The sequence below is a fragment of the Methylobacterium sp. genome, assembly GCF_019750675.1.
Lineage (GTDB): Bacteria > Pseudomonadota > Alphaproteobacteria > Rhizobiales > Beijerinckiaceae > Methylobacterium.
Map to the genome: position 1 here is coordinate 1 of NZ_JAIEOF010000347.1, position 23,120 is coordinate 23,120.

At 72.9% G+C, this 23,120-nt stretch carries 17 protein-coding genes; 13 read left to right on the forward strand and 4 right to left on the reverse strand.

Going from position 1 to position 23,120, the window contains the following annotated elements:
• Positions 1–334: 334 nt before the first annotated feature.
• Both K2X24_RS17535 and K2X24_RS17540 read left to right on the forward strand, forming a co-directional pair.
• Positions 335–1,741, forward strand: a complete 1,407-nt coding sequence (locus K2X24_RS17535; RefSeq protein ID WP_292499611.1) for an alpha/beta hydrolase — start codon at positions 335–337, stop codon at positions 1,739–1,741.
• The gene (locus K2X24_RS17540; RefSeq protein WP_292499612.1) at positions 1,738–3,288 is read left to right on the forward strand and encodes a GMC family oxidoreductase; all 1,551 of its coding nucleotides are present in this window, start codon (positions 1,738–1,740) and stop codon (positions 3,286–3,288) included. The genes K2X24_RS17535 and K2X24_RS17540 overlap by 4 nt, the downstream gene beginning before the upstream one ends.
• Positions 3,289–3,612: 324 nt before the next feature.
• Here the strand turns inward: K2X24_RS17540 and K2X24_RS17545 are convergent, their stop codons facing one another.
• From K2X24_RS17545 to K2X24_RS17555, 3 genes are all read right to left on the reverse strand, one after another.
• Positions 3,613–4,491 (reverse strand): SDR family oxidoreductase, encoded by an 879-nt coding sequence (locus K2X24_RS17545; RefSeq protein WP_292499613.1) that lies wholly within the window; start codon positions 4,489–4,491, stop codon positions 3,613–3,615.
• A 67-nt stretch (positions 4,492–4,558) separates the two neighbouring features.
• Positions 4,559–4,780, reverse strand: a complete 222-nt coding sequence (locus tag K2X24_RS17550) for a hypothetical protein (RefSeq protein WP_292499614.1) — start codon at positions 4,778–4,780, stop codon at positions 4,559–4,561.
• Positions 4,781–4,867: 87 nt separating this feature from the next.
• On the reverse strand, positions 4,868–6,673 hold the full coding sequence (locus K2X24_RS17555) for a glycoside hydrolase family 15 protein (RefSeq protein WP_292499615.1): 1,806 nt from the start codon (positions 6,671–6,673) through the stop codon (positions 4,868–4,870).
• A 314-nt stretch (positions 6,674–6,987) separates the two neighbouring features.
• Here K2X24_RS17555 and K2X24_RS17560 point away from each other — a divergent pair, with 314 nt between their 5' ends.
• The 5 genes from K2X24_RS17560 (at position 6,988) to K2X24_RS17580 (ending at position 13,627) form a co-directional block, all read left to right on the forward strand.
• Positions 6,988–7,221 carry a hypothetical protein gene (locus tag K2X24_RS17560; protein ID WP_292499616.1) on the forward strand — a complete coding sequence of 78 codons (234 nt, stop codon included), beginning with the start codon at positions 6,988–6,990 and terminating at the stop codon, positions 7,219–7,221.
• 2 nt (positions 7,222–7,223) lie between these two features.
• Entirely contained in the window at positions 7,224–7,862 is a 639-nt protein-coding gene (locus K2X24_RS17565; protein WP_292499617.1) for a TetR/AcrR family transcriptional regulator, read from the forward strand.
• Entirely contained in the window at positions 7,859–9,097 is a 1,239-nt protein-coding gene (locus K2X24_RS17570; protein WP_292499618.1) for an efflux RND transporter periplasmic adaptor subunit, read from the forward strand. The genes K2X24_RS17565 and K2X24_RS17570 overlap by 4 nt, the downstream gene beginning before the upstream one ends.
• Positions 9,098–9,191: 94 nt before the next feature.
• Positions 9,192–12,284 (forward strand): efflux RND transporter permease subunit, encoded by a 3,093-nt coding sequence (locus tag K2X24_RS17575; protein WP_292499619.1) that lies wholly within the window; start codon positions 9,192–9,194, stop codon positions 12,282–12,284.
• A 113-nt stretch (positions 12,285–12,397) separates the two neighbouring features.
• Complete coding sequence (locus tag K2X24_RS17580) at positions 12,398–13,627, forward strand: MFS transporter (RefSeq protein WP_292499620.1); 1,230 nt, start codon at positions 12,398–12,400, stop codon at positions 13,625–13,627.
• Between the two features lie 26 nt (positions 13,628–13,653).
• On the opposite strand, the gene K2X24_RS17585 is transcribed toward K2X24_RS17580, so the two are convergent.
• Complete coding sequence (locus K2X24_RS17585; protein WP_292499621.1) at positions 13,654–14,469, reverse strand: oxidoreductase; 816 nt, start codon at positions 14,467–14,469, stop codon at positions 13,654–13,656.
• A 239-nt stretch (positions 14,470–14,708) separates the two neighbouring features.
• Here K2X24_RS17585 and K2X24_RS17590 point away from each other — a divergent pair, with 239 nt between their 5' ends.
• The 6 genes from K2X24_RS17590 (at position 14,709) to K2X24_RS17615 (ending at position 23,059) form a co-directional block, all read left to right on the forward strand.
• Positions 14,709–15,764 (forward strand): zinc ribbon domain-containing protein, encoded by a 1,056-nt coding sequence (locus tag K2X24_RS17590; protein WP_292499622.1) that lies wholly within the window; start codon positions 14,709–14,711, stop codon positions 15,762–15,764.
• A 79-nt stretch (positions 15,765–15,843) separates the two neighbouring features.
• A complete protein-coding gene (gene putA / locus K2X24_RS17595) occupies positions 15,844–19,533 on the forward strand; it encodes a bifunctional proline dehydrogenase/L-glutamate gamma-semialdehyde dehydrogenase PutA (RefSeq protein ID WP_292499623.1) in 3,690 nt (1,229 codons plus the stop codon).
• A gap of 155 nt (positions 19,534–19,688) precedes the next feature.
• A complete protein-coding gene (locus K2X24_RS17600) occupies positions 19,689–19,967 on the forward strand; it encodes a hypothetical protein (RefSeq protein ID WP_292499624.1) in 279 nt (92 codons plus the stop codon).
• 137 nt (positions 19,968–20,104) lie between these two features.
• Positions 20,105–21,190 carry an iron ABC transporter substrate-binding protein gene (locus tag K2X24_RS17605; RefSeq protein ID WP_292499625.1) on the forward strand — a complete coding sequence of 362 codons (1,086 nt, stop codon included), beginning with the start codon at positions 20,105–20,107 and terminating at the stop codon, positions 21,188–21,190.
• Positions 21,191–21,261: 71 nt separating this feature from the next.
• On the forward strand, positions 21,262–22,269 hold the full coding sequence (locus K2X24_RS17610; RefSeq protein WP_292499643.1) for an iron ABC transporter permease: 1,008 nt from the start codon (positions 21,262–21,264) through the stop codon (positions 22,267–22,269).
• A gap of 13 nt (positions 22,270–22,282) precedes the next feature.
• Positions 22,283–23,059 (forward strand): ABC transporter ATP-binding protein, encoded by a 777-nt coding sequence (locus tag K2X24_RS17615; protein ID WP_292499644.1) that lies wholly within the window; start codon positions 22,283–22,285, stop codon positions 23,057–23,059.
• Positions 23,060–23,120 lie beyond the last annotated feature (61 nt).

A 23,120-nucleotide genomic window follows, 5' to 3' on the forward strand; every position in this document is an offset into this window, starting at 1 on the left:
CGTTCGGTCCTCAACGACGGCACCTTCGGCGCCGGTACCCTCGGCTGAGCCGCGAACTCGCGGACCTTCCCGATGGCCTGGTACGGGATCGCGCCGCGAGGCGCGGCCCCTTCGCATGCGCGGGCCGGAACCCGCGGTTCGATCGGGTAATCCAGCACATCACGGAAACGTGAGGTTCTCTGCGCGAAGCCATGCGATGGCGCGCGTGCCCCTGCGGAGGTCGTCGTTCTCCGTGGGTTGGCTGGAGTGGAAGATCGTTCCTATCACCGGCTGCTGCCGAACGCCGCGTCGGGGTCGGCTTGAAGCGCCGCGGCCGCGCGCGACTTCCCCGGTCATGACCAGTCAGACGCCCGGACAACCGGTTCTTTTCGGCCTTCATTATCTCGGCGGGAGCGGCCGCGCCTTCGATCAGGTCGCCGCGCGCCTCGCCAGGCGCGTGACCTGCATCGCCCTGGATCTGCCGGGCTTCGGCGGGGCGGAGGCGGCGCGCGGATGGGACGTCGCCGCCATGGCCGACGCGGTGGCGGACCGCGTTCGCGCGGCGGCCCCCCGCCGCTGGATGCTGGCGGGCAACAGCATGGGCGCCAAGGTCGCCCTCGTCCTGGCCCGGCGGGCCGAGGACGGCGCCCCGGGCCTCGAAGGCCTCGAAGGCCTGGTGATCCTCGCCGGTTCCCCGCCCTCCCCCGAGCCGATGAGCGAGGACAAGCGCGCCGCGATGACCGCCTGGATCGATGCCGATCCGGCGACCCGAGCGCGCGAAGCCGGGGCCTTCGTCGATGCCAATGTCGGCGCATCCCTCCCCGACCGGCTGCGCGACGGCGCGGTGGCGGACGTCCTCCGGGCCGATCCCGCCGCCTGGAAGGCTTGGCTCGCGGGCGGCAGCCGCGAGGATTGGAGCGCGCGCATCGGCGTCCTGCGGACGCCCGCGATCATCCTGGCGGGGTCCGAGGACGCCGATCTCGGTGCGCCGGCCCAGGCCGCCCTGACGGCACCGCACCTCGCGCGCGGCCGGCTGGTGACCCTGGAGGGCACCGGGCACCTCATCCCCCTGGAGCGCCCCGACGCGGTGGCGGAGGCGGTGCTGGCCCTCGCCGACGGCGCCACCGCCGCCGTGCCGGAGGCGCCTTCCATCCCGGAGGCCTACGCCGCGCTGATCCGCTCCGAGCGGGTGAATACCCGCCTGCGCGAGGCCCTGCTGGCACGCGCCGAACCCGACGACCCCGCCTACCAGCCCCGGGCCCTCGATCCCGTCGGCCTCGCCATTCTGCGGGCGGCCTGCGCGCGGGTGCTGCCGCAGGACGGTCCCGGCCCCATCGACTTTGCCGCCCGCATCGACGCGCGGCTGGCGAGCGGAGCCGGGGACGGCTGGCGCTTCGCACGGCTCCCTCCCGACCCGGAGGCCTACCGCCTCGCCCTGCGCACCCTGGACGCCGCTGCCCGGACCCGGCACGGCACGCCCTTCGTCGCCCTCGCTGCGGACGCGCAGGACGCCCTACTCGGCAGCCTCGAATCGGGCGCCGTCTCCGGCGACCTCGATGCGGAGCAGATGGGCTTCTGGTTCGAGGACCTGCGCGCGGACGTGGCCCGCACGTATCTGGCCCACCCGGTCGCCCTGGCCCGCATGAACTTCAGCGGCATCGGCGCCGGCGGCGACACCGACCCCCTGCCCGGCTTCCAAGCGGTCGGCATCGGCCAGCGCGAGGCCTGGGAACCGAACGCCCCCCCGGAGACCGTCCGATGAATCTCGATGCGATGCGTCGCCTTGCTACCTCCGAGACCGTCGACGCGGTGGTGATCGGCACCGGCGCGGGCGGCGCACCCCTGCTGGCGCGCCTCGCCCAGGCCGGGCTTTCCTGCGTCGCCCTGGAGGCCGGGCCGAACTTCGACCCGAAGGGGTTCGCCTTCGACGAGACCCTGGCGGACGAGATCTACTGGACCGAGGAGCGGATCAGCGGCGGCGCGACGCCCGAGGCCTTCGGCGGCAACAACAGCGGGACCGGCGTCGGCGGCTCGACCCTGCACTGGGGCGCCTTCACGCCGCGGGCCGATGCCCGCGACCTGCGTCTCCACAGCGAGACCGGCGAGGGCGTCGACTGGCCTCTGGACTACGCCGAACTGGTGCCGTTCTACGAGCGCGTCGAAGCCTTCATCGGCGTCTCCGGCCCGGCCGCCTACCCCTGGGACGAGACCCGCGCCTATCCCCTGAGCCCCGTTGCCCGCAACGCCCCGGCCCAGGCCATGGCGAGCGCCTGCGCGACCCTCGGCGTGCGCTGCGCCGACGCGCCGGCGGCGGTGGTCTCCCGCGCCTTCGCCCAGGAACACGGCCCCACCCGGCCCGGCTGCATCAATTGCGGCTACTGCCACCAGGGCTGCCGCACCGGCGCCAAGACCAGCATGGACGTGACCTACCTGCCGCTCGCCGTCCATCATGGCGCCGAGATCCGGGCCGAGGCCCGGGTCCACGGCATCGAGCGCGCGAAGGACGGCCGGGTGACGGCGGTGATCTACCGCCAGGGCGGGATCGACCATCGGCAGCCCTGCCGCAACGTCTTCCTGTGCGCCGGCTCGGTGGAATCCGCACGCCTCCTACTGCATCTCGATCTGGCCAACGGCAGCGGTCAGGTCGGGCGCAACTACATGGGTCACGTCGCCACCCAGGTCTGGGGTACGTTCGCGCCCGAGATGCGGATGAACAAGGGCTATCCCTCCTCGCTCATCACCGAGGACATGATCCGCCCGGCCGACGCGGACTTCGCCGGCGGCTACCTCGTCCAGAGCCTCGGCGTGGTGCCGCTCACCTTCGCCAATTCCCTGGCGCGGGGCCGCAAGCTCTGGGGCCGGGCGCTCGCCGACCAGCTCGCCCGCTACAACCACATGGCGGGCATCGGCATCAACGGCGAGACCCTGCCCTGCGACGCCAACGTGCTGACGCTCTCCGACGAGGTCGACGCGCTCGGCATGCGCAAGGCCGCGATCAGCTTCGGCTACGGCCCGAACGAGACCCGCCTCAACGCCCACGCGACCCGGTTCCTGAACCGGATCTGGGAGGCGGCGGGCGCCACGGATCTCTGGACCCTGGAGCGCGTCGCCCACACCATCGGCACCTGCCGCATGGGCCGCGACGGCGACACGGCGGTGGTCGATCCCACCGGCCGCAGCTTCGAGGTTCCCAACCTCTGGATCTGCGACGGCTCGACCTTCCCGAGTTCGCTGGCCGCCAACCCGGCCCTGACGATCATGGCGCTCAGCCTGCGCAGCGCCGAGGCGTTCCTGAAGGCGGGACGCTGAGCACAAGCGACCCGGGTGGTGGCTCAGGCTGCCGCCTGCGTGGCTGACCGGACCGATGGACGAACACGCCCGTAAAGAGCTTTTGGCCGACGATTCCGATCACGTTGAACCGTTCCTCTCCGTCGATCTCGCGGACGGAGGGAACGATTAAATGATCTTCGTCCTCGAAGATCCGGTCGCCGAGCGTGAAGCGAAACGGGATGCGTCGCGCGGCTGGCCGCGTCCTTGGCAGGGTCAGACGGGTCTAGCGTCATCTCCGAAAAACGTGTGAAATTTCCGTGCTGATTGTAAAGCCGACTCGCGGCGATCCATGCCCACGTCCCCTCAATACATCGGCGTGCCGCCCGTGACCGGCACCAGCGCCCCGGTCATGTAGCTGCCCTCCCGCGAGGCGAGGAGCACGTAGGCGGGGGCGAGTTCGGCCGGCTGGCCGGCGCGGCCCAGCGGCGTGTCGGAGCCGAGGGATTCGATCTGCTCGGGGCTCTTCACGATGGGCTGGATCGGCGTCCAGACCGGGCCCGGCGCGACGCAGTTCACCCGGATGCCCTTCGGCGCCAGCAGGTTGGACAGGCCGATGGTCAGGCTCGCGATGGCGCCCTTGGTGGAGGCGTAGACCAGCATGGTCTTGTCGGCGACCTTGGCCTGCTGGCTTGTGGAGTTCACGATTGAACCGCCCGGCTTCATGTGCGGCACGGCCGCCTGGGCGAGGTAGAGCATCGCGAAGACGTTGGCGCGGAACGAGCCCTCGAGGTCCTCCGGCGTGACGTCGTCGAGACCTTCGTTGACTACCTGCGCGGCGGCGTTGTTGACGAGGATGTCGAGGCCGCCGAGTTCGGCCACGGTGCGGGCGACGAGGTCGCGGCAATGGGCCGGGTCGCGCAGGTCGCCGGGCAGGAGCAGGACGCGCCGGCCCGCCTTGCGCACCCATTCGGCGGTGTCCTCGGCATCCGACTGCTCGACGGGCAGGTACGAGATCGCCACGTCGGCGCCTTCGCGGGCATACGCGATGGCCACCGCCCGGCCGATGCCCGAATCCCCGCCGGTCACCAGGGCGACGCGGTCGGTGAGAAGCCCCTTGCCGACGTAGCTCGTCTCGCCGTGGTCGGGCGCCGGCCGCATCCGCGAGGTCAGGCCCGGCCGTTCCTGCTGCTGATCGCCGGGAAAGGGCGGCCGGGGACCGGCGTCACGGGGATCGATGGTCATCGGCGGGGCGCTTTCGGTGGCTGTCTTCCGAGGGAGGAGCCCGCCGAGCGGCGGGCCCCGGAGAGGGTCAGGCGGCCGCGTCGTCGGCTTCGAGGATGGTCTCGAGGTCGCCCGTCAGGGCGTCGAGCTGGTCGGAGGTCGCCCGGATCTTGAACGTCGTGCCGTCCTCGGCCTCGACCGCGATCTCCACGTGATCGTCGACCCGCGCGGCCAGGGCCTGCTTGAGGACGTAGGTCGTCACGTCCGTGGTCTTGTGGTCGGTGGTCTTGTGGTCGGTTGTGCTGGCCATGCTGCCGTCTCCTGGCGTGGTCCCGGGCAACGCGGCAGGACGGGGGTCGGATCTGCGACCAAAGCTCCCGCCGGATGCGGCGGCCCTTCAGAGATCGAGGCCCGACAGCGTCGCGGCGGCCTGGATCAGGGCGAGGTGGGTCAGCCCCTGCGGCAGGTTGCCCAGATAGGCACCGGTGACCGGGTCGGCCATCTCCGAATAGGTGCCGGAATTCCGATCGAGGGCGGCCACGAGTGCCTCGAACATGGCTTCAGCCTCCGCCGTCTCCCCGAGCAAGGCCTTGGCCTCCACGAGCCAGAACGTGCAGGCGAGGAAGCAGCCCTCCTCCGCTTGCGCGCCGGTGTAGCGGTAGTGGTAGGGGCCGCGCCCGAGTTCCCGGTCGATGGCGCGGCAGGTGGCGGCGAGCCGTTCGGGGTTGCCGAAGCGGAAGCGCACGGCCAGCGCCAGGGAGGCGTCGAGCTTCTCCGAGCCGGGATGCATGACGTAGGATTGCTGGGCTTCCGACCAGCAGTTCTCGTCGATCCAGGCGGCGACGCGGTCGCGGGCGCGGGCCCAGCGCTCGCGGCAGCTGCCGGGCAGATGTCCGCCATCGGCGAGTTCCACCGCCCGGGCCAGGGCCTGCCAGCAGCTGATCTTGGAGCCGGTGTAGTGCTTGGGCTCCGGCAATTCCCAGATGCCCGCATCCTTCAGCTTCCAGGATTCGGCGCATTGGTCGGCGAGCCCGGCGAGGAGCGCCCCGGTGCGCAGGTCGAGCATGTTGCCGTCGGCGACGAAGCGCTCGGCGGTCTCGAAGATGTCGCCGTAGATGCCGTGCTGGTGCTGGCCCGTGGCGGCGTTGCCGGTGCGCACCGGGCGCGAGCCGCGATAGCCGGCGAGGTCGATCTCTCGCTCGTCGGGCACGCATCCGCCCTCCAGGGTGTAGAGAACCTGCGCCCCATGCTCGCCGATATGGCGCATCAGCCAGGACAGGGCCGCGTTGGCCTCGGCTTGCGCCCCCAGCCGCAGGAACGCCTTGATGACGTAGCCGGCATCGCGGATCCAGGCGTAGCGGTAATCGTAGTTCTTCGAGCCGCCGATGCCCTCTGGCAGGGAGCTCGTGGCCGCCGCCGCGATGGCCCCCGTGGGCGAGTAGAGCAGCAGCTTCAGCGCCAGGGCGCTGCGCAGGACGGGCTCGGCGTAGCGGCCCCGATAGGCCAGCCGCTCGGTCCAGTCCCGCCATTCCTGGCACGACACGTCGATGCGCCCGTCGATCTCGCCGATGGGCGCCACCACCAGGGGCTGGTTCTCGGCCGCCACGATGGCGACGACCTCGCGCTGGCCCGCCCGGACCTCGACGAAGCCCGCGATGGTGTGGTCGTTCTCCGTCTCGATGCGGACGCCGTCGCTGGTGCGGAACAGCCCCATCATGCCGGCGACGTGGAAGGCGGTACCGTTGCTGTTGCCCGAGAGGTAGGGGGCGGCCGTGTCGCCCCGCGTGCCGAACACCAGCGAGACCCGGAAGCGCACGTGCCCCTCCAGGCCCTCGATCCGGCGGGCGAGTTCCGCCCAGGGTAGGCGCCCGGCCGGGCCGCTGTTCAGGCTCTCGGTGAGGCGCGCCCGCCCGGTCCGCGTGGTGAAGACGGTCTCGTGGACGTTGCTGCCGTCGCGGTAGCCGATCTCGGACGTGAACGGCGCCTCCGGCGTGATCGCGAAGTAGCCGCCCTCCTCCGGGCTGAGCAGGCGGTCGAACAGCGGCGGCGAGTCGAGGTTGGGGCAGCACCACCAGTCGATCGAGCCGTCCGCGCCCGAGAGCGCCACCGAGCGACCCTCGCCGATGGCCGCATAGGCTTCGATCGGGAGAAATCCGTCGGTGCGGGCGACGGGACCGCCCGCGCGGGGAAAGGGCTTCAACACGGTAGGGACGGCCTCGGATGGGGGAGCGGAGATACCGGCCGGGGCCGGGCGGGACGCCGCGAGCCGAGGGCCTAAGAGCGTCCCGAACATCCGGACCGGGTCGACCGGGTCCTCCGCGGGGGTCTGGTCGAACCCCTGTCGCCCTCGGCTGTTCCGATTCCGGCTTGCTTCACGTTGACACGTTGGCCCCGCCCGCAGGTTTGCCCCTGTGGCTCGGAGGCCGCATCGCGGTGCCCCCGCGCACCTCCAGAATGAACGCTCATTGACCAGTGAATGAACGTTCAATACGAACATGGAGTCGGTTGGAGGTTGCCATGCTGCGGACCCACGAGGATTTCCCGTTTCAGGTGTTGGTCGCGAAGGCGCGCGCGCTCGTGGCGCCGGATCACCTACTGCTCGGGGCCGTGCTGGTCCTCGGCTGGGCCGCCCTGATCGCCTGGACCGGCAACGGTTCGGTGGGCTGGCAGGCCCGCCTCTGCGCCCACGCGGACGCCGCCATCGCCGCCTGCCGGGTGGTCGCCCCGGCACCGGATGGAAAGGTCCTCTGAGAATGGCCTCGCCGGTCGGCACCCTCATCGACGCGCGCGCCGGCCAGGCCGCGCGCCGGGAACAGATCCTCGACGCCGCCTGCGCCTGCTTCGTGCGCAACGGCTTCCATCGCACCACGATGCAGGACCTCGCCCGCGAGGCCGGCATGACGGCGGGCAACTTCTACCATTACTTCCGCTCCAAGGAGGCCCTGGTGATGGGGCTCGTGCAGCGCGAGCGCGAGGGGGGCGCCCTCCTCGTCACGCAATTGCAACGCGAGGGCGACCGGCGCGGCGCGCTGTTCGGGGTCCTGGAGCAGTATTTCGGCGCCCTCACCCGGGACGAGGCGGTCCTGCGCCTGGAAATCTGGTCGGAAGGAACCCGCAATCCAGCCATCGCGGATCTGACCGAGGCTTCGGAAACGGAGACTCGGACTTGGTTCGAGGATACATTCGCGGCGCTCGCCACGTCGCCCGCCTGCGATCCCGCAGCCCTCTACGCCCTGCTGGCGCCCCAGATGACCGGGGTCGTCGCCAGCCGGGCGATTCTGCCGGATTTCGACATGGCCGGCGCCGTCGCGCAGATCCGCGCCCTCATCGAAGCCGGGCTCGACGGCCGGCTTCCCGCCATCCTCGAGGCCGCCCCGGAGTCCCATCGATGACCGATCCGCGCTTCGCCCTCGGCACGGTCTTGCTGGCCCTCGCCCTCGGGCTGCCGGCCCGGCCGGTGCTGGCGAGCCCCGCCCCGGCGTCGGCGAAAGCCGATCTCGTGCCGACGATCAGCGTCGTCGATGCCAAGCGGCGCGAGATCGTCGAGTCGGTGGTGGTCACCGGCACCCTGGTGCCGCGCGACGAGATCCTGGTGACGCCCGAGATCGAGGGCTACCGGGTCACCGAGGTGCTGGTGGAGGAAGGCGCCCGGGTGGCCCGCGGCCAGGTGCTCGCCCGCCTCTCGCGCGACCTGATCGACCGCCAGCTCGCCCAGCAGGCGGCCCTCGTCGAGAAGGCCGAGGCTGCCGTGCCGCAGGCCCAGAGCAGCATCGAGCAGGCGGAAGCCGCCGAAACCGAGGCGCGTCTCGCCTTCGAGCGGGCCCAGCAACTCCTCAGGACCGGCAACGCCACCGCGGCCGTGATGGAGGGCCGCACCGCCGCCCTGCGCCAGGCCGAGGGCAAGCTCGCCTTCGCGCGCAACGGCCTGCGCATCGCGCGGGCCGACCTCGCCCAGGCGCGGGCCGTGCTCGACGAACTCAACCTGCGTCTGGCCCGCACCGAGATCCGCGCGCCGGAGGCCGGCATCGTCAGCCGCCGCACCGCCCGGGTGGGTCTGGCCGCCTCCGCCACGGCCGAGCCGCTGTTCCGCCTGATCGCCCGGGGGGAGATCGAACTGGAGGGCGAGGTCATCGAGACCAGGCTGCCGCAGCTGCGCGAGAACGCCCCGGCCTGGATCGACCTCGGCGACGGGGTCCGCTTGCCCGGCAGCGTGCGCACCGTCTACCCGGAGGTCGACCGCGCGACCCGCCTCGGCAAGGTCCGCATCCGCCTGGAGCCGGACCCGCGCTTGCGCATCGGCACCTTCGCGCGGGGCGCCGTCGAACTCGCCCGCACCCGGGGCGTGACCGTTCCGCAGGCCTCCGTGCTCTACGGCGGGGCCAAGCGCAGCACCGTCCTGGTGGTCGCCGACGACGTGGTCGAGGCCCGCGAGGTCCGCACCGGCCTGTCCGACGACGACGACATCGAGATCCGCGCCGGGCTCGCCGACGGCGAGCGCGTGGTGGCCCGGGCCGGCAGCTTCCTGCGCGACGGCGACCGGGTCCGCCCGGTGGCCCTGGCCGTACAGGCGCCGGCCGTGGCCGCCGCGCCCTCCCCGCGCGAGACCGCCGAGGCGGGCGCGCCCTGAGCGGATGCCGCACGCCTTCCCCTTATGGGGAGGGAGAATGCGCGCCGATCGACCCGCCCATGAACCCTGAACGCAACCTCCTCCGAGCCCCCCCATGCGCCTGAACATCTCCGCCTGGGCGATCCGCAATCCCATCGCGCCCCTCGTGCTGTTCCTGGTGCTGATCGTGCTCGGCCTCGTCAGCTTCCGCGGCCTCGCGGTCACGCGGATGCCGAACGTCGACGTGCCCATCGTCTCGGTGACGATCACGCAGAGCGGTTCGGCCCCCGCCGAACTCCAGACCCAGGTCACGAAGTGGGTCGAGGACTCGATCGCCGGCGTGCGCGGGGTCAAGCACATCACCTCGGCGATCACGGAGGGCTCCTCCGTCACCACGGTCGAGTTCCGCCTGGAGGTGAACACCGACCGGGCCGTCAACGACGTGAAGGATGCGGTCTCGAAGATCCGCATCAACCTGCCGCGCACCATCGACGAGCCGGTGATCCAGCGCGTCGAGATCACCGGCCTGCCGATCCTGATCTACGGCGTGACCTCGCCCGGCATGACGCCCGCCGAACTGTCCTGGTTCGTGGAGGACAAGGTCGCCCGCGCGCTCCAGGGCGTGAAGGGCGTCGGCGGCGTCGAGCGCGTCGGCGGCGTCGCCCGCGAGATGCGCGTCACCCTGCTGCCCGATCGCCTGCTGGCGCTCGGCATCACGGCGGCCGACGTGAACCGGCAGCTGCGCCTCACCTCCGCCGACATGGCGGGCGGGCGCGGCGAGGTGGGCGGGCGCGAGCAGTCGATCCGGACGCTGGCCGCCTCGCGTTCCTTACGCGACCTCAAGGCCACCTCGATCATCCTGCCCGGCGGCCGCAAGGTGCGCCTCGACGAACTGGCCACCCTTGAGGACGCCATCGAGGAGCCCCGCACCTTCGCGCGCTTCAACGGCGAGCCGGTGGTGGCCTTCGCGGTCTCGCGCGGTTCGGGTGCCAGCGACGCCGAGGTGGCGGCAGGCGTCGAGAAGCGCATCGCGGCCTTCCAGGCCGACTATCCGGACATCCGGTTCGAGACCATCGATTCCTCGGTCTCGGCCACCATCGGCTCCTACGATTCGGCCATGCACACCCTGATCGAGGGGGCGGCTCTGGCCGTGCTCGTGGTGTTCCTGTTCCTGCGGGACTGGCGCGCGACGCTGATCGCCGCCATCGCCCTGCCGCTCTCGGTCTTCCCCACCTTCTGGGCGATGGACGCGATGGGCTTCACCCTCAACGGGATCAGCCTGCTGGCCATCACGCTGGTCACCGGCATCCTCGTCGACGACGCCATCGTGGAGATCGAGAACATCGTCCGGCACATGCGGCTCGGCAAATCGCCCTACCGCGCCGCCATCGAGGGGGCCGACGAGATCGGGCTCGCCGTCATCGCCATCACCGCGACCCTGATCGCGGTGTTCGCGCCGGTCTCGTTCATGGGCGGCATCGCGGGCCGCTACTTCATGCAGTTCGGCCTCACCATCGCGGTCTCGGTGTTCATGTCGCTCCTGGTCGCGCGCCTGATCACCCCGATGCTGGCCGCCTACTTCCTGCGCGACCACGGCCATGCCGAGGCGCGGGAGGGCCCGGTGATGCGCGCCTACGGGCGCCTCGTCGGCTGGTCGGTGCGCCACCGTGTCGTCACGCTGATCGTCGGCCTCGCGCTGTTCGCCGGCTCGCTCGCCTCGACGGGGCTGCTGCCCTCGGGGTTCGTGCCCAAGCAGGACAATGCCCGCACGCTGTTCATGGTCGAGCTCGCCCCCGGCGCCCGCCTGCCCGACACCGTGGCGGTCTCCGACCGGGTGGTGGCGCGCATCCGCGCCCTCCCCGAGGTGGTCTCGGTCTTCGTCGACGGCGGCCGCCAGGCCGGCGGCAAGCGGGAGACCCGGCTCGCCACCCTCATCGTCAACCTGACGCCGAAGAACCAGCGCGCCCGCAAACAGGCCGCCATCGAGACCGAAATCGCTGGCCTGCTCGCCCAGGAGCCCGATATCCGCTCCTGGACCCTGCGCGACGGCGGCCAGCGCGACCTCGCCCTCGTGGTCGGCGGCCCCGACGTCGACGTCGTCACGGAGGTCGCCGCAAGGCTCCAGCGCGACATGGCGGCGATTCCCCACCTCGTCTCGGTGATGTCGACGGCCCCCCTCAACCGCACCGAGGTCCGCATCCGCCCGAAGGCGGGGGCGGCCGCCGATCTCGGCGTCTCCACCGACGCCATCGCGGAGACCGTGCGGGTCGGCACCATCGGCGACATCGGCCTGAATCTGGCCAAGTTCAACGCGCCCGACCGCCAGATCCCGATCCGGGTGCAGCTGCCCGAGAGCGCCCGCGGCGCGGTCTCGCGCCTCGAGAACCTCAAGGTGCCGGCCAAGAACGGCGCCGCCGTGCCGCTCGCGGCGGTGGCCGACATCGAGCTCGACCAGGGCCCCGGCGCCATCGAGCGCTACGACCGGGTGGTGCGCGTGGCCGTGGAGGCCAACATGGAGGGCTCCGACGCGCTCGGCTCGCTCATCGCCCAGGCGCTGGAGACCCCGACCGCGAAGAACCTGCCGCCGGGCGTCACCATCCGGCAGACGGGCGACGCCGAGATCATGGCCGAGGTGTTCTCGGGCTTTCTCATGGCGATGGGGGCCGGGATCATGATGGTCTACGCCGTGCTGGTGCTCCTGTTCGGCTCGTTCCTGCAGCCGCTCACCATCCTGTTCTCGCTGCCGCTCTCCATCGGCGGCGCGATCCTGGGCCTCCTGATCCTCAACATGCCGATCTCGATGCCGGTGGTGATCGGCATCCTGATGCTGATGGGGCTGGTGACGAAGAACGCCATCATGCTCGTCGACTTCGCCGTCGAGGAGATGGCCCGCGGCGTCGACCGGGTCACCGCCATCGTGGATGCGGGTCGCAAGCGGGCGCGGCCCATCGTGATGACCACCATCGCCATGGCGGCCGGCATGGTGCCCTCGGCCATGGCCCTCGGCGTCGGCGGCGAGTTCCGCGCACCCATGGCGGTGGCGGTGATCGCGGGCCTGATCGTCTCGACCCTGCTCTCGCTGGTCTTCGTGCCGGCGGTGTTCCTGCTGATGGACAGCCTCGGCGCGCTCCTCGGCCGGGTCTTCGGACGCTTCGTCGGCGCCACCGACGAGGCGCCACTGCCCCACGGCGCCCTGCCGCATCCCTGACAGGTGCCCGGGGATGGGGCGGTCATCCGGCCCGACCGGGTTTCGCGCATCCCCGAACGGGGGCAAACACGCAGGGTCCGGACCCGGTCGCGGGTGCCCAGGAGACCCGAACCGTGCCAGACCCGTCCCCGGCCCGCCCGCCGCCGAGTGCCCCGACCCTGGCGGGCAACGCGGCGCTCGGCGTCACCCAGATCCTCCTGTGGGGCGGCTCGTTCTTCCTGATGGCCGTGCTCGCCGAGCCGATCGTGCGCTCGACCGGCTGGCCGCAGGGCGTGGTGGTGGGGGCCCTGTCCCTGGCGATCCTGGTCTCGGGCCTGCTCTCGCCCTGGGTCGGGCGGATGATCCGGCGCCATGGCGGACGCCCGGTGCTGATGGCGGGCGCCCTGGTCATCGCCCTCGGGCAGGTTCTGATGGCGCTGGCGCCGAATTTGCCGGTCTTCCTGGGGGCCTGGGTGGTCACCGGCATCGGCATGGCCGGCGCCCTCTACGACCCGCTCTTCGCCGCCATCGGGCAGGCCTACGGGAGTTCGGCGCGCGGGGCGATGACCCAGATCGCGATCGCCTCGGGCTTCGCCATCACCCTGTGCTGGCCGGCCTCGAGCTTCCTCGTCGAGACGGTCGGCTGGCGGGGCACCTGCCTCGTCTACGCAGGCCTCGCGGCCTTCGTGGTGGTTCCGCTCTTCGCCTGGGCGCTTCCGGCTCAGACCGGCACCGCGGGGCCCGTGGCGAAGGTCGTGGCGCCCGAGACCGGCGCGGCGCCCCTGGTGAGCCCGGCGGGCCGGGGGCCGCTGCCGGGCGAGCGCATCCTCGCCGTCACCTTCACCAGCGCGGCGGTGATCATGACCGCAATCTCGGTGCAACTGCTCCTCATCCTGCAGGCCAAGGGAGTGGCGGCCGGGACGGCGGTCGCCCTGAGCACCCTGATCGGCCCCTCGCAGGTCGGTGCCCGCATCCTCGAACTCCTGTTCGGGCGGCGGGCGCATCCGGTCTGGGCCCTGCTGGTGTCGAGCGGGAGCGTCGGCCTCGGCATCCTCATCCTGGCCTTCGCCCCAAGCTTCGCCTGGGCCGGCATCGTCCTGTACGGCGCGGGCAACGGCATGCGCACCGTGGTGCGCGGCACCCTGCCGCTCGCCCTCTTCGGCCAGGGGGACTACGCCGCCGTGATGGGGCGCCTCGCCCGGATGCCGCTCCTGGGCCAGGCCGCGACGCCCCTCGCCTGCGGCTATCTCGGCGCATGGCTCGGGCTCGACGTGCTGCTGGACCTGATGCTCGCCGTGGCGGCCCTCAACGTGGCCCTGTCCCTCGTGGTCGCCCGCCGGGCGATCCGGACCTCCGGGGCCTGAGACCGGGGGGAGGTCCGGGACCGCCGTCAGCCGGCGAGCCCCATCTGCTTGCGCAGGCTCCGGTCGAACAGGCCCGCCGGCGCGAACCGGCGCAGCAGGCTCACCTGCCGGGCGACCTTGCCGGCGGTGTAGCGCCGGCGCGGTGCCGTCGCGGTGGCCGCCGCCACCACGATCCGGGCCACCACCTCCGGCGCGTCGGCCGTCGCCATGACCGTGCGCAGCGTCCGCTCCGCGTCGGCGCGCGCCTGGGCGTAGAGGTCGAGTTGCGCGTCCGGCGCCATCTGGTTCCGGTCGAAGGCCGTGCGGGTATAGGCCGGCTCGACGAGGACGATGCGGATGCCCTGGCCACGCACCTCGTGGTCGAGGGATTCCGAGTAGCCCTCGAGGGCGTGCTTGCTCGCCGCGTAGAGCGCCATGTAGGGCGCCGGCATCAGCCCGAGGACGGAACTGATGTTGACGATGCGCCCGCCCCCCGCCGCCCGCATCGCCGGCAGCACGGCCCGGGTCGTCCGGATGACGCCGAACAGGTTGACGTCGAACAGGTCCTTCGCCTGCGCCACCGAGGATTCCTCGGCGCCCCCGCTGAGGCCGAAGCCCGCGTTGTTGACGAGGAGGTCGATCCGCCCGGTCTCGCCGCGCACGCGCTCCACCAGGGCCGCGACCGAGGCCTCGTCGGTGAGGTCGCAGGTCAGCATCGGGATCGCCACGCCCGGCAGGGACGCCGCCGTCCGGCTCGTGCCGAACACGCGGTAGCCCGCGGCGCTCAGCGCTTTGGCCGTCGCCAGGCCGATGCCCGAGGAGGCTCCGGTGACGATGGCGGTCTTCGGTTGGGATGTCGACACGGGAAGGCTCCTGGATCGGCGGCCACGCCGGCCACCGGCTTCCTGATAAATTACGAATATAATCTATAAGCGCAAGTGGACATGCGTGCCGGGCCGCACCCGCCGGGATGCGCGGCTTCGGAGCGGCCACGTCGGGGCTACGCGAAGGCACGATTCTGTCGCACAGATCGCGGCGAAGGGTTGGACGGGGACGGATTCCGCGCGCCGCGGCATCGCCCCGACCCCGACGAGGCCGCACGATGAGATCTGGCTCCCGATTGTCGGAACGGTGGTTCAACCTCGTTCTCTGGCTCGTGGCGATCGCCTTCGCGGTCTTCCTCATCGGGCTCGGCTCGCTCCTGGTCGGGGACCTGCCCCGGGTGGAGCAGCGCTACACCACAGAGCAGTTCCTGGAGCAGGACCGGGCGCAAGCCACGGCCGCCGCCCTCACGCGGATTCGCCGCGAGCGCGCCGACCTGCGGCGCCTCTCCGAGCAGGGGGAACTGGCCCTGGAGGCCGCCCGCGCGGCCTCCGAGAGCGCCCGCCAGACCTTCACCAACTGGCTCAAGACCCGGGATGCGACCCAGCGCGTCGACCAGGATCCCGGCTTGATCGAGCGCACGAAGCGCCTCGACGCCCTCAAGGCGGCCGAGCGCGCCATCGAGGAGCGGCTGGAAGCCCTGGCCAAGACCGGGCTCGACCTCTCCGAGCGGGAGACCGAGCAGGAGCGCATCGAGGCCGACCTGCGCGGGGCCGCCGAGGCCAAGCGCGACGCGGCCATGCGCGGGCAGGAGATGCGGGTGTTCGGCTACCGCCTCGCCCTGACCCTGCCGATGCTGGCCCTCGCCGGATGGCTGCTGCGGACGCGGCGGCGCAGCCGCAACTGGCCCTTCGTCTGGGGTTTCGCCATCGCGGCGGCCTTCGCATTCTTCGTCGAACTCGTGCCCTACATGCCGAGCTACGGCGGCTACGTGCAGTACGGCGTCGGGATCATCGTCACGGTGCTGGGAGGGCGCGCGGTAATCAACGCGCTGCACGCCTACAACGAGCGCCAGAAGGCGGACGAGGCCCGCCCGGATGCGGAGCGCCGGACCGAGATCGCCACCGACCAGGCCCTGCTGCGCCTCGCCAAGAAGGCCTGCCCCGGCTGCGAGCGCCCCATCGATCTGGCCAATCCGGAGACGAACTTCTGCCCGCATTGCGGCATCGGCCTGTTCGCGCGCTGCCCCGCCTGCACTCACCGCAAGAGCACCTTCGAGCGCTACTGCACCGCCTGCGGGACGCCCGGGTCGCCGGGGGCCGCCGCGGCGGTTTGACTCATCGGCGGGATACCAACGCGGCGCCGTCGGGCCTACACTCGGGCCGGATGCAGTGAGCCCCGTCATGAGCCCCGCCATGCCGACAGCGCCGAGCCCCCCGCCCTCGCCCCGGGGCGACGCCGACGCGGGGTGGGTCTTCCAGGACGACCCGCCGGCGCTCTCGGCCCTGCGGGCCGCCATCGTGGCGGCTTACCGGCGCCCCGAGGCCGAATGCCTGGCGCCGCTCCTCGAACGGGCCGCGCTGCCCCCCGAGGCGGCGGCGCGGGTCGCCGCGACGGCCCGCCACCTCGTCGAGACCCTGCGGGGCAGCGCGCGGCGCGGGGGCGTCGAGGGGCTGATCCGCGAATACGACCTCTCGAGCCAGGAGGGCGTCGCCCTGATGTGCCTCGCCGAGGCGCTGCTGCGCATCCCCGACGCGGCGACCCGCGACGCGCTGATCCGCGACAAGATCGGGACCGGGAACTGGCAGGCGCATCTCGGCCACAGCCCCTCGCCCTTCGTCAACGCGGCGACCTGGGGGCTGCTCGTGACGGGTCGGCTCACCGCGACCACCAGCGAGGCCGGGCTCGGCGCCGCGCTGACGCGCCTGATCGGGCGGGGCGGCGAGCCGCTGATCCGCCGGGGCGTGGATCTCGGCATGCGCCTGATGGGCGAGCAGTTCGTCACCGGCCAGACCATCGCGGAGGCCTTGGGCCGGGCGCGCCGGATGGAGGCCAGGGGCTTCACCTACTCCTACGACATGCTCGGCGAGGCGGCGGCCACCGCCGCGGACGCGGCGCGCTACGAGGACGCCTACCGGGAGGCGATCCACGCCATCGGGGAGGCCGCGAAGGGGCGCGGCATCCAGGCGGGGCCGGGCATCTCCATCAAGCTCTCGGCCCTGCACCCGCGCTACGTCCGGACCAAGCGCGGGCGGGTGCTGGCCGAACTCCTGCCCCGGGTGAAGGCGCTGGCGCGCCTCGCCAGGCACTACGACATCGGCCTCAACATCGATGCCGAGGAGGCCGACCGCCTCGACCTCTCCCTCGACATCCTGGAAGCCCTGGCCCTCGACCGCGATCTCTCCGGCTGGGACGGTCTCGGCTTCGTGGTCCAGGCCTACGGCCGGCGCTGCCCCTTCGTGATCGACTGGCTGGTCGACCTCGCCCGGCGCGCGGGGCGGCGCCTCATGGTCCGCCTCGTCAAGGGCGCCTACTGGGACACCGAGATCAAGCGCGCCCAGGTGGAGGGTCTGGCGGACTACCCCGTCTTCACCCGCAAGGCGCACACGGACGTCTCCTACCTCGCCTGCGCCCGCCAGCTGCTGGCGGCCCGCGACGCGGTGTTCCCGCAATTCGCCACCCACAACGCCCAGACCCTGGCCGCCATCCTGGAAATGGCGGGACCGGATTTCCGCCCCGGCGACTACGAGTTCCAGTGCCTGCACGGGATGGGCGAGCCGCTCTACGAGGCGGTGGTGGGCGCCGACCGCTTGGATCGGCCCTGTCGCATCTACGCGCCGGTCGGCACCCACGAGACCCTGCTCGCCTACCTCGTGCGCCGGCTCCTCGAGAACGGCGCCAACGCCTCCTTCGTCCACCGCATCGCGGACGCGACCGTGCCGGTGGAGGCCCTGATCGCCGACCCCGTGGCCGTGGTCCGCGCCATGGCGACGCCGGGTGCGCCGCATCCGGGCATCGTCCGCCCGCCGGACCTGTTCGGACCCGTGCGCCGCAACGCCGCCGGGCTGGATCTCTCCGACGAGGCCGCCCTCGCGGCCTTGAGGGAATGCCTCGCGGCGAGCGCGGGCCTGACTTGGACGGCGACCCCGTCCGGCCACCCGCCGGAGGCGGCCGCCGAGCCCGTCCGCAACCCGGCTGACCGGAACGATGTGGTCGGCCATGTCCGCGCCGCCGAGGCCGCCGACATCGCCGCCGCCCTCAACGCCGTCTGCGACGGCGCCGGGGCCTGGGCCGCCACGCCGGCTTCCGTCCGCGCGCAGGCGCTGCGGGGCGCGGCGGACGCCTTCGAGGCGCGGATGCCGGTCCTGGTCGGGCTCATCGTGCGCGAGGCCGGCAGGACTTCGGCCGCGGCCGTGGCGGAGGTGCGGGAGGCGGTCGATTTCCTGCGCTACTACGCGGCCGAGGGCGAGCGCCTGGCGGGGGCGGGCAGGCCGCGCCCCCTCGGGCCGGTCGTCTGCATCTCGCCCTGGAACTTCCCGCTCGCGATCTTCACGGGGCAGGTCGCCGCCGCCCTCGCGGCCGGCAACACGGTTCTCGCCAAGCCCGCCGAGGAGACGCCGCTGGTCGCCGCCGAGGCGGTCCGCCTCCTGCACGCGGCCGGCATCCCCATCGAGGCCCTGCGCCTCCTGCCCGGGGCGGGCGCGGTCGGCGCTGCCCTGGTGGCCGATGCGCGGGTGCAGGGCGTGCTGTTCACCGGGTCCACGATGGTAGCGGGCGAAATCCACCGCACCCTGTCCGAGCGCCTGACGGCGGACGGGGGCCCGGTGCCGCTGGTGGCCGAAACCGGGGGGCAGAACGCCCTGGTGGCGGGTTCGTCCGCCCTGCCCGAGCAGGTGGTGGCCGACGTCGTCGCCTCCGCCTTCGATTCGGCCGGGCAGCGCTGCTCGGCCCTGCGCATCCTCTGCCTGCAGGAGGAGGGGGCCGACCGCATCCTCGCCCTCCTGGAGGGGGCGCTGCGGGAACTCGAGATCGGCGACCCCCGGCGCCTCTCGGTGGATGTCGGCCCGGTCATCGGCGCCGAGGCGCAGCGCGGCATCCGCGCGCATGTCGAGGCCATGCGGGTGCGCGGCCACCGGATCGTCGAGGCACCGCTGCCGCCCGAGGCGGACCGGGGCAGCTTCGTGGCCCCGACGCTGATCGCCATCGCGGACGTCGCCGACGTGGAGCGGGAGGTGTTCGGCCCGGTCCTGCACGTGCTGCGCTACCCGCGCGCGGATCTCGATCGCCTGATCGCGCACATCAACGCCACCCGGTACGGGCTCACCTTCGGCCTGCACACCCGGATCACCGAGACGATGACGCGGGTGCTCGACCGGATCGAGGCGGGCAACCTCTACGTCAACCGCAACATCGTCGGGGCGGTGGTGGGCGTGCAGCCCTTCGGCGGCACCGGCCTCTCGGGCACGGGCCCGAAAGCGGGCGGTCCCCTCGCCCTGCGGCGCCTGCTGGCCGATCCGCCGCCCGTCGGAACCGGCGCGCCCGCCCCCGAGATCCCGGCCGCCCGGGCCTATGCGGACTGGCTGAGGGATACGGGCCAAGCCGATCTCGCCACCCGGATCGCGGCCCTCTGCGCCCGCGTCGGGCCCGGAACCGAGGTGGAACTGCCGGGTCCGGTGGGGGAGCGCAACCTCTACGCCCTGCGCCCGCGGGGTCTCGTCGCCGCCATGGCGTCTTCGCCCGTCGCGCTCCGTCTCCAGGTCGGGCTGATCCTCGCCACCGGCAACCGGGCCGTCGCGATCGGTCCGCAGGCGGCCGGGCACCTGCGCGGCCTGCCTGCCGGAGCCGCGATCGGGTTCGCCGCCGACCTCGACGACATTCCGGACCTGCGGGTGGTGCTCCACGCGGGCGACCGGGCGGATCGCACCGCCCTCGCCCGCCGGCTCGCCGCGCGGGCGGGACCGATCGTGGCGCTCCAGTCCCTGGACGTCGAGGCCCTGGCGGCGGGCCGGGACTACGACCCCCTCGGCCTCCTGGCCGAGCGCTCGGTCTCCATCAACACCGCCGCCGCCGGCGGGAACGCGAGCCTGATGGCGCTGGAGGACTGACGGGGCGGAAATCCGACATCCGGAGTTCCCGGCGCGAGGCCGCTTCACCTCCGGTTCAAGTGATATGGCCTAGCTTGGGCGGCCCTCGCGAGGGCGGGCGTGCCGAACCGGCCGCCGCCCTTCGCGTCGGCGTGCCCCGCACACGCACGGACCCCATGCTCGCCCCCGCGCCAGACACCTTCGCAACGCTCCTGTGGCCGGTCGCCGAGGGAGAGGCGCCGCCCCCGGCGCCCCTGCGGGCACCCCCGACCTTCCTGCGCAGCATCATGCCCGCCCTTGACCTCGCCTACGGCCTCTCCGACCTATCGGACATGTCGAATGGCCTGTCCGAGCGCCTGGCCGACCTCATCGCCCAACTCGGGACGGACCGCCCGCCCGTTCCCACCGAGCCCCGGGGCGACGCGGCCCTCCTCCCGCTGGCCGACGCGGCGTGAGCGGCGGGCCGGGTTTCGCGCACATTCGGGACAAACCGACGCCGACCTTCGGCTCGGCGATGGCTGGCCGGGGGCAAGCCGCCTAGATACGTCCGCCTAGATACCTTCGGCCTGGACGGCATCTCCCGGAAGACCGCATGCGCCTGCCCACCTGCCTGCCCCGTCGCGCGCGGCCCGGCCCCGCCCGGCGGTCGGTCCTCGCGGGGATCGCCCTCGTGATCGGGGGCGCCGCCGCGCCGGCCTGGGCCCGGCCCTTCACGGATGCGGCCGGGCGGGTGGTGGAGGTGCCCGAGCGTCCGCTGCGCATCCTGGCCGCCGGCCCGCCGGCCTCCGTTCTGCTCTACACCCTCGCACCCGACCGGATGCTGGGCTGGATCCGCAGCCCCACCGCAGAGGAGAGGCCCTTCCTCGCGCCCGGCGTCCGGGACTTGCCCGCCACGGGGCGCCTGACCGGGCGCGGCGGGACCGCCAACGTCGAAGCGGTCCTCGCCCTGAAACCCGATCTGATCGTCGATGTCGGCAGCACCGCCCCGACCTACGCCTCCCTCGCCGACCGGGTGCAGGCCCAGACCGGTATCCCTTACGTGCTCCTCGACGGGCATTTCTCGCGCACCGCCGAGAGCTACCGGCAGCTCGGTGCGCTCATCGGCGCGCAAGCCGCCGCCGCCGACCTCGCGGCCTCCGCCGAGGCCATCGTGGCCGACGTGGCCCGGGTGGTCGCCACGGTGCCGGAGGCGCGGCGCCCGCGCGTGTACTATGCCCGTGGGCCGAAGGGGCTCGAGACCGGGCTCTCCGGCTCGATCAACCTCGAACTGCTGGAGGTCGTCGGCGCCCGCAACGTCGCGGCGGCCGCCGGTCCCGGGGGGCTGGCCGCGGTCTCGCCGGAGCAGGTCCTGGCTTGGAACCCGGACGTGATCCTCACCCAGGATGCGGGCTTTCGCGCCGGGATCGCCGCCGATCCGCTCTGGTCGGGCCTCGAGGCGGTGCGCGCGGGGCGCGTCTACCAGGCCCCTGCCCTGCCCTTCGGCTGGTTCGACGCGCCCCCCGGCGCCAACCGCCTGATCGGCATCCGCTGGCTCGCGCACGTGCTCTACCCGGATCTGTTCCCGCAGGCGCTCGACGACGCGACGCGGGACTTCTACCGGCGGTTCTACCATGTGGAGCTCGACGCCCGGCAGGTCGAGACGCTTCTGTCGGGCGCGACGGGCGGCCGGACCCCGTGACGCCGGAGCGCGAGGCCGGTCCGGCGCTTGGCCCGCCGCCGGGTGCCGCTGACACGCGGAGCGGGCACCGGCTGCCGGCAGTGCTCCCGGTCCTGCTCCCGATACTGGGACTTCTCGCCCTGGTCGTGCTGGCGCTCGCCACCGGGCGCTACTCCGTGCCCGTCGGCGACGTGTTCGGAATCCTCGCCGGAAAGCTCTTCGGCCTGCCGGTGCGGGCCGAGCCGGCGATGCAGATCGTCGTCCTGCAGGTGCGCCTGCCCCGGATCCTCGCCGCCCTGGTGGTGGGGGCGGGCCTCGCGGCGGCGGGGGCGACCTACCAGGGCCTGTTCCGCAATCCCCTGGTCTCGCCGGACATCCTCGGCGTCTCGGCGGGGGCCAGCCTCGGGGCGGTGCTGGGCATCTTCCTCGCCCTGCCGGTGGCGGCCATCCAGGGCCTCGCCTTCGCGGGCGGGCTGGGGGCGGTGGCCGCTGTCTACGCCGTGGGCGCGGCGGTGCGCCGGCACGATCCGGTCCTGACCCTCGTCCTCGCGGGCGTCGCCATCGGCGCGGTGCTGGGCTCGGCCATCTCGCTCCTCAAGGTTCTGGCCGACCCCTACAACCAGCTCCCGGCGATCACCTACTGGCTGCTGGGCAGCCTCGCCTCGGCCAGCCTCGGGGACGTCGCCGCCATCCTGCCCGCCATCCTCATCGGCCTCGTGCCCCTGGTGCTCCTGCGCTGGCGCATGAACCTGATAAGTCTCGGCGAGGAGGAGGCCCGGGCGCTCGGCGTCGAGACCCGCGCCCTGCGCCCGGTCCTGATCGCGGCCGCGACCCTGGTCACTGCCGCCGCCGTCTCGGTGACGGGGGTGATCGGCTGGATCGGCCTCCTGGTGCCGCACGTGGCCCGCCTGCTGGTGGGCCCGGACTTCCGGCGCCTGCTGCCGGCCTCCCTGATCCTGGGGGCGGGCTACCTCCTCGCCGTCGACCTCGTGGCCCGCACCATCGCCCCCATCGAGGTGCCGCTGGGCATCCTCACCGCGCTCATCGGCGCGCCCTTCTTTCTCTGGCTGCTGGCCAGCGGCAAGCGGGGCTGGTCCTGATGCGGGATGTCTCCTGATGCTCGAGGTTTCGGGTCTCGCCTTCGGCTACGGCCGCCGCCGCGTCGGCGCCGGCCTCGACCTCACCGTGCGGGCCGGCGAGGTGCTCTGCCTCCTCGGCCCGAACGGAGGCGGCAAGACCACCCTGTTCAAGACCCTGCTGGGCCTGCTGCCGCCGCTCGCCGGCGCGATCCGCCTCGACGGCGAGGACGTCGCCCGCTGGTCCCGCCGCCGGTTGGCGGCGCGCCTCGGCTACGTGCCCCAGGCGCAGGGGGCGACCTTCCCGTTCCGGGTCTCGGACGTCGTCCTGATGGGGCGCGCCAGCCGGCTCGGCCCCTTCGCGAGCCCCGGTCCGGCCGACCGCGCGATCGCCGGTCGGGCGCTGGCGAGCCTGGAGATCGCCCACCTGGCGGAGCGCACCTATACGGAGATCAGCGGCGGCGAGCGCCAGATGGTGCTGATCGCCCGGGCGCTGGCCGGCGAGCCCGGTCTCCTCGTCATGGACGAGCCCACCGCCAGCCTGGATTTCGGCAACCAGACCCGCGTGCTGGCCCAGGTCCGGCGCCTGTCGCGGCTGGGCATCGCGGTCATCCTCTCGACGCACGACCCGGACCACGCCTTCCTCTGCGCCGACCGGGTGGCACTCCTGCACGAGGGGCGCCTCCTGGCCCTGGGCTCACCGGCCGCGACGATCACGCCCGAGACCCTCGCCCGGATCTACGGAGTCGCCGTCGCGGTGGTGCCGCTGCCGGGGTTCCGCCAATCCGTCTGCGCCCCGCTCCTGCCGGACTAGCCTGCCCGTGTCCGAGGTGCCATCTGTCGCCGTCCCCGGCGGCATTCCCCGGCGGCATTCC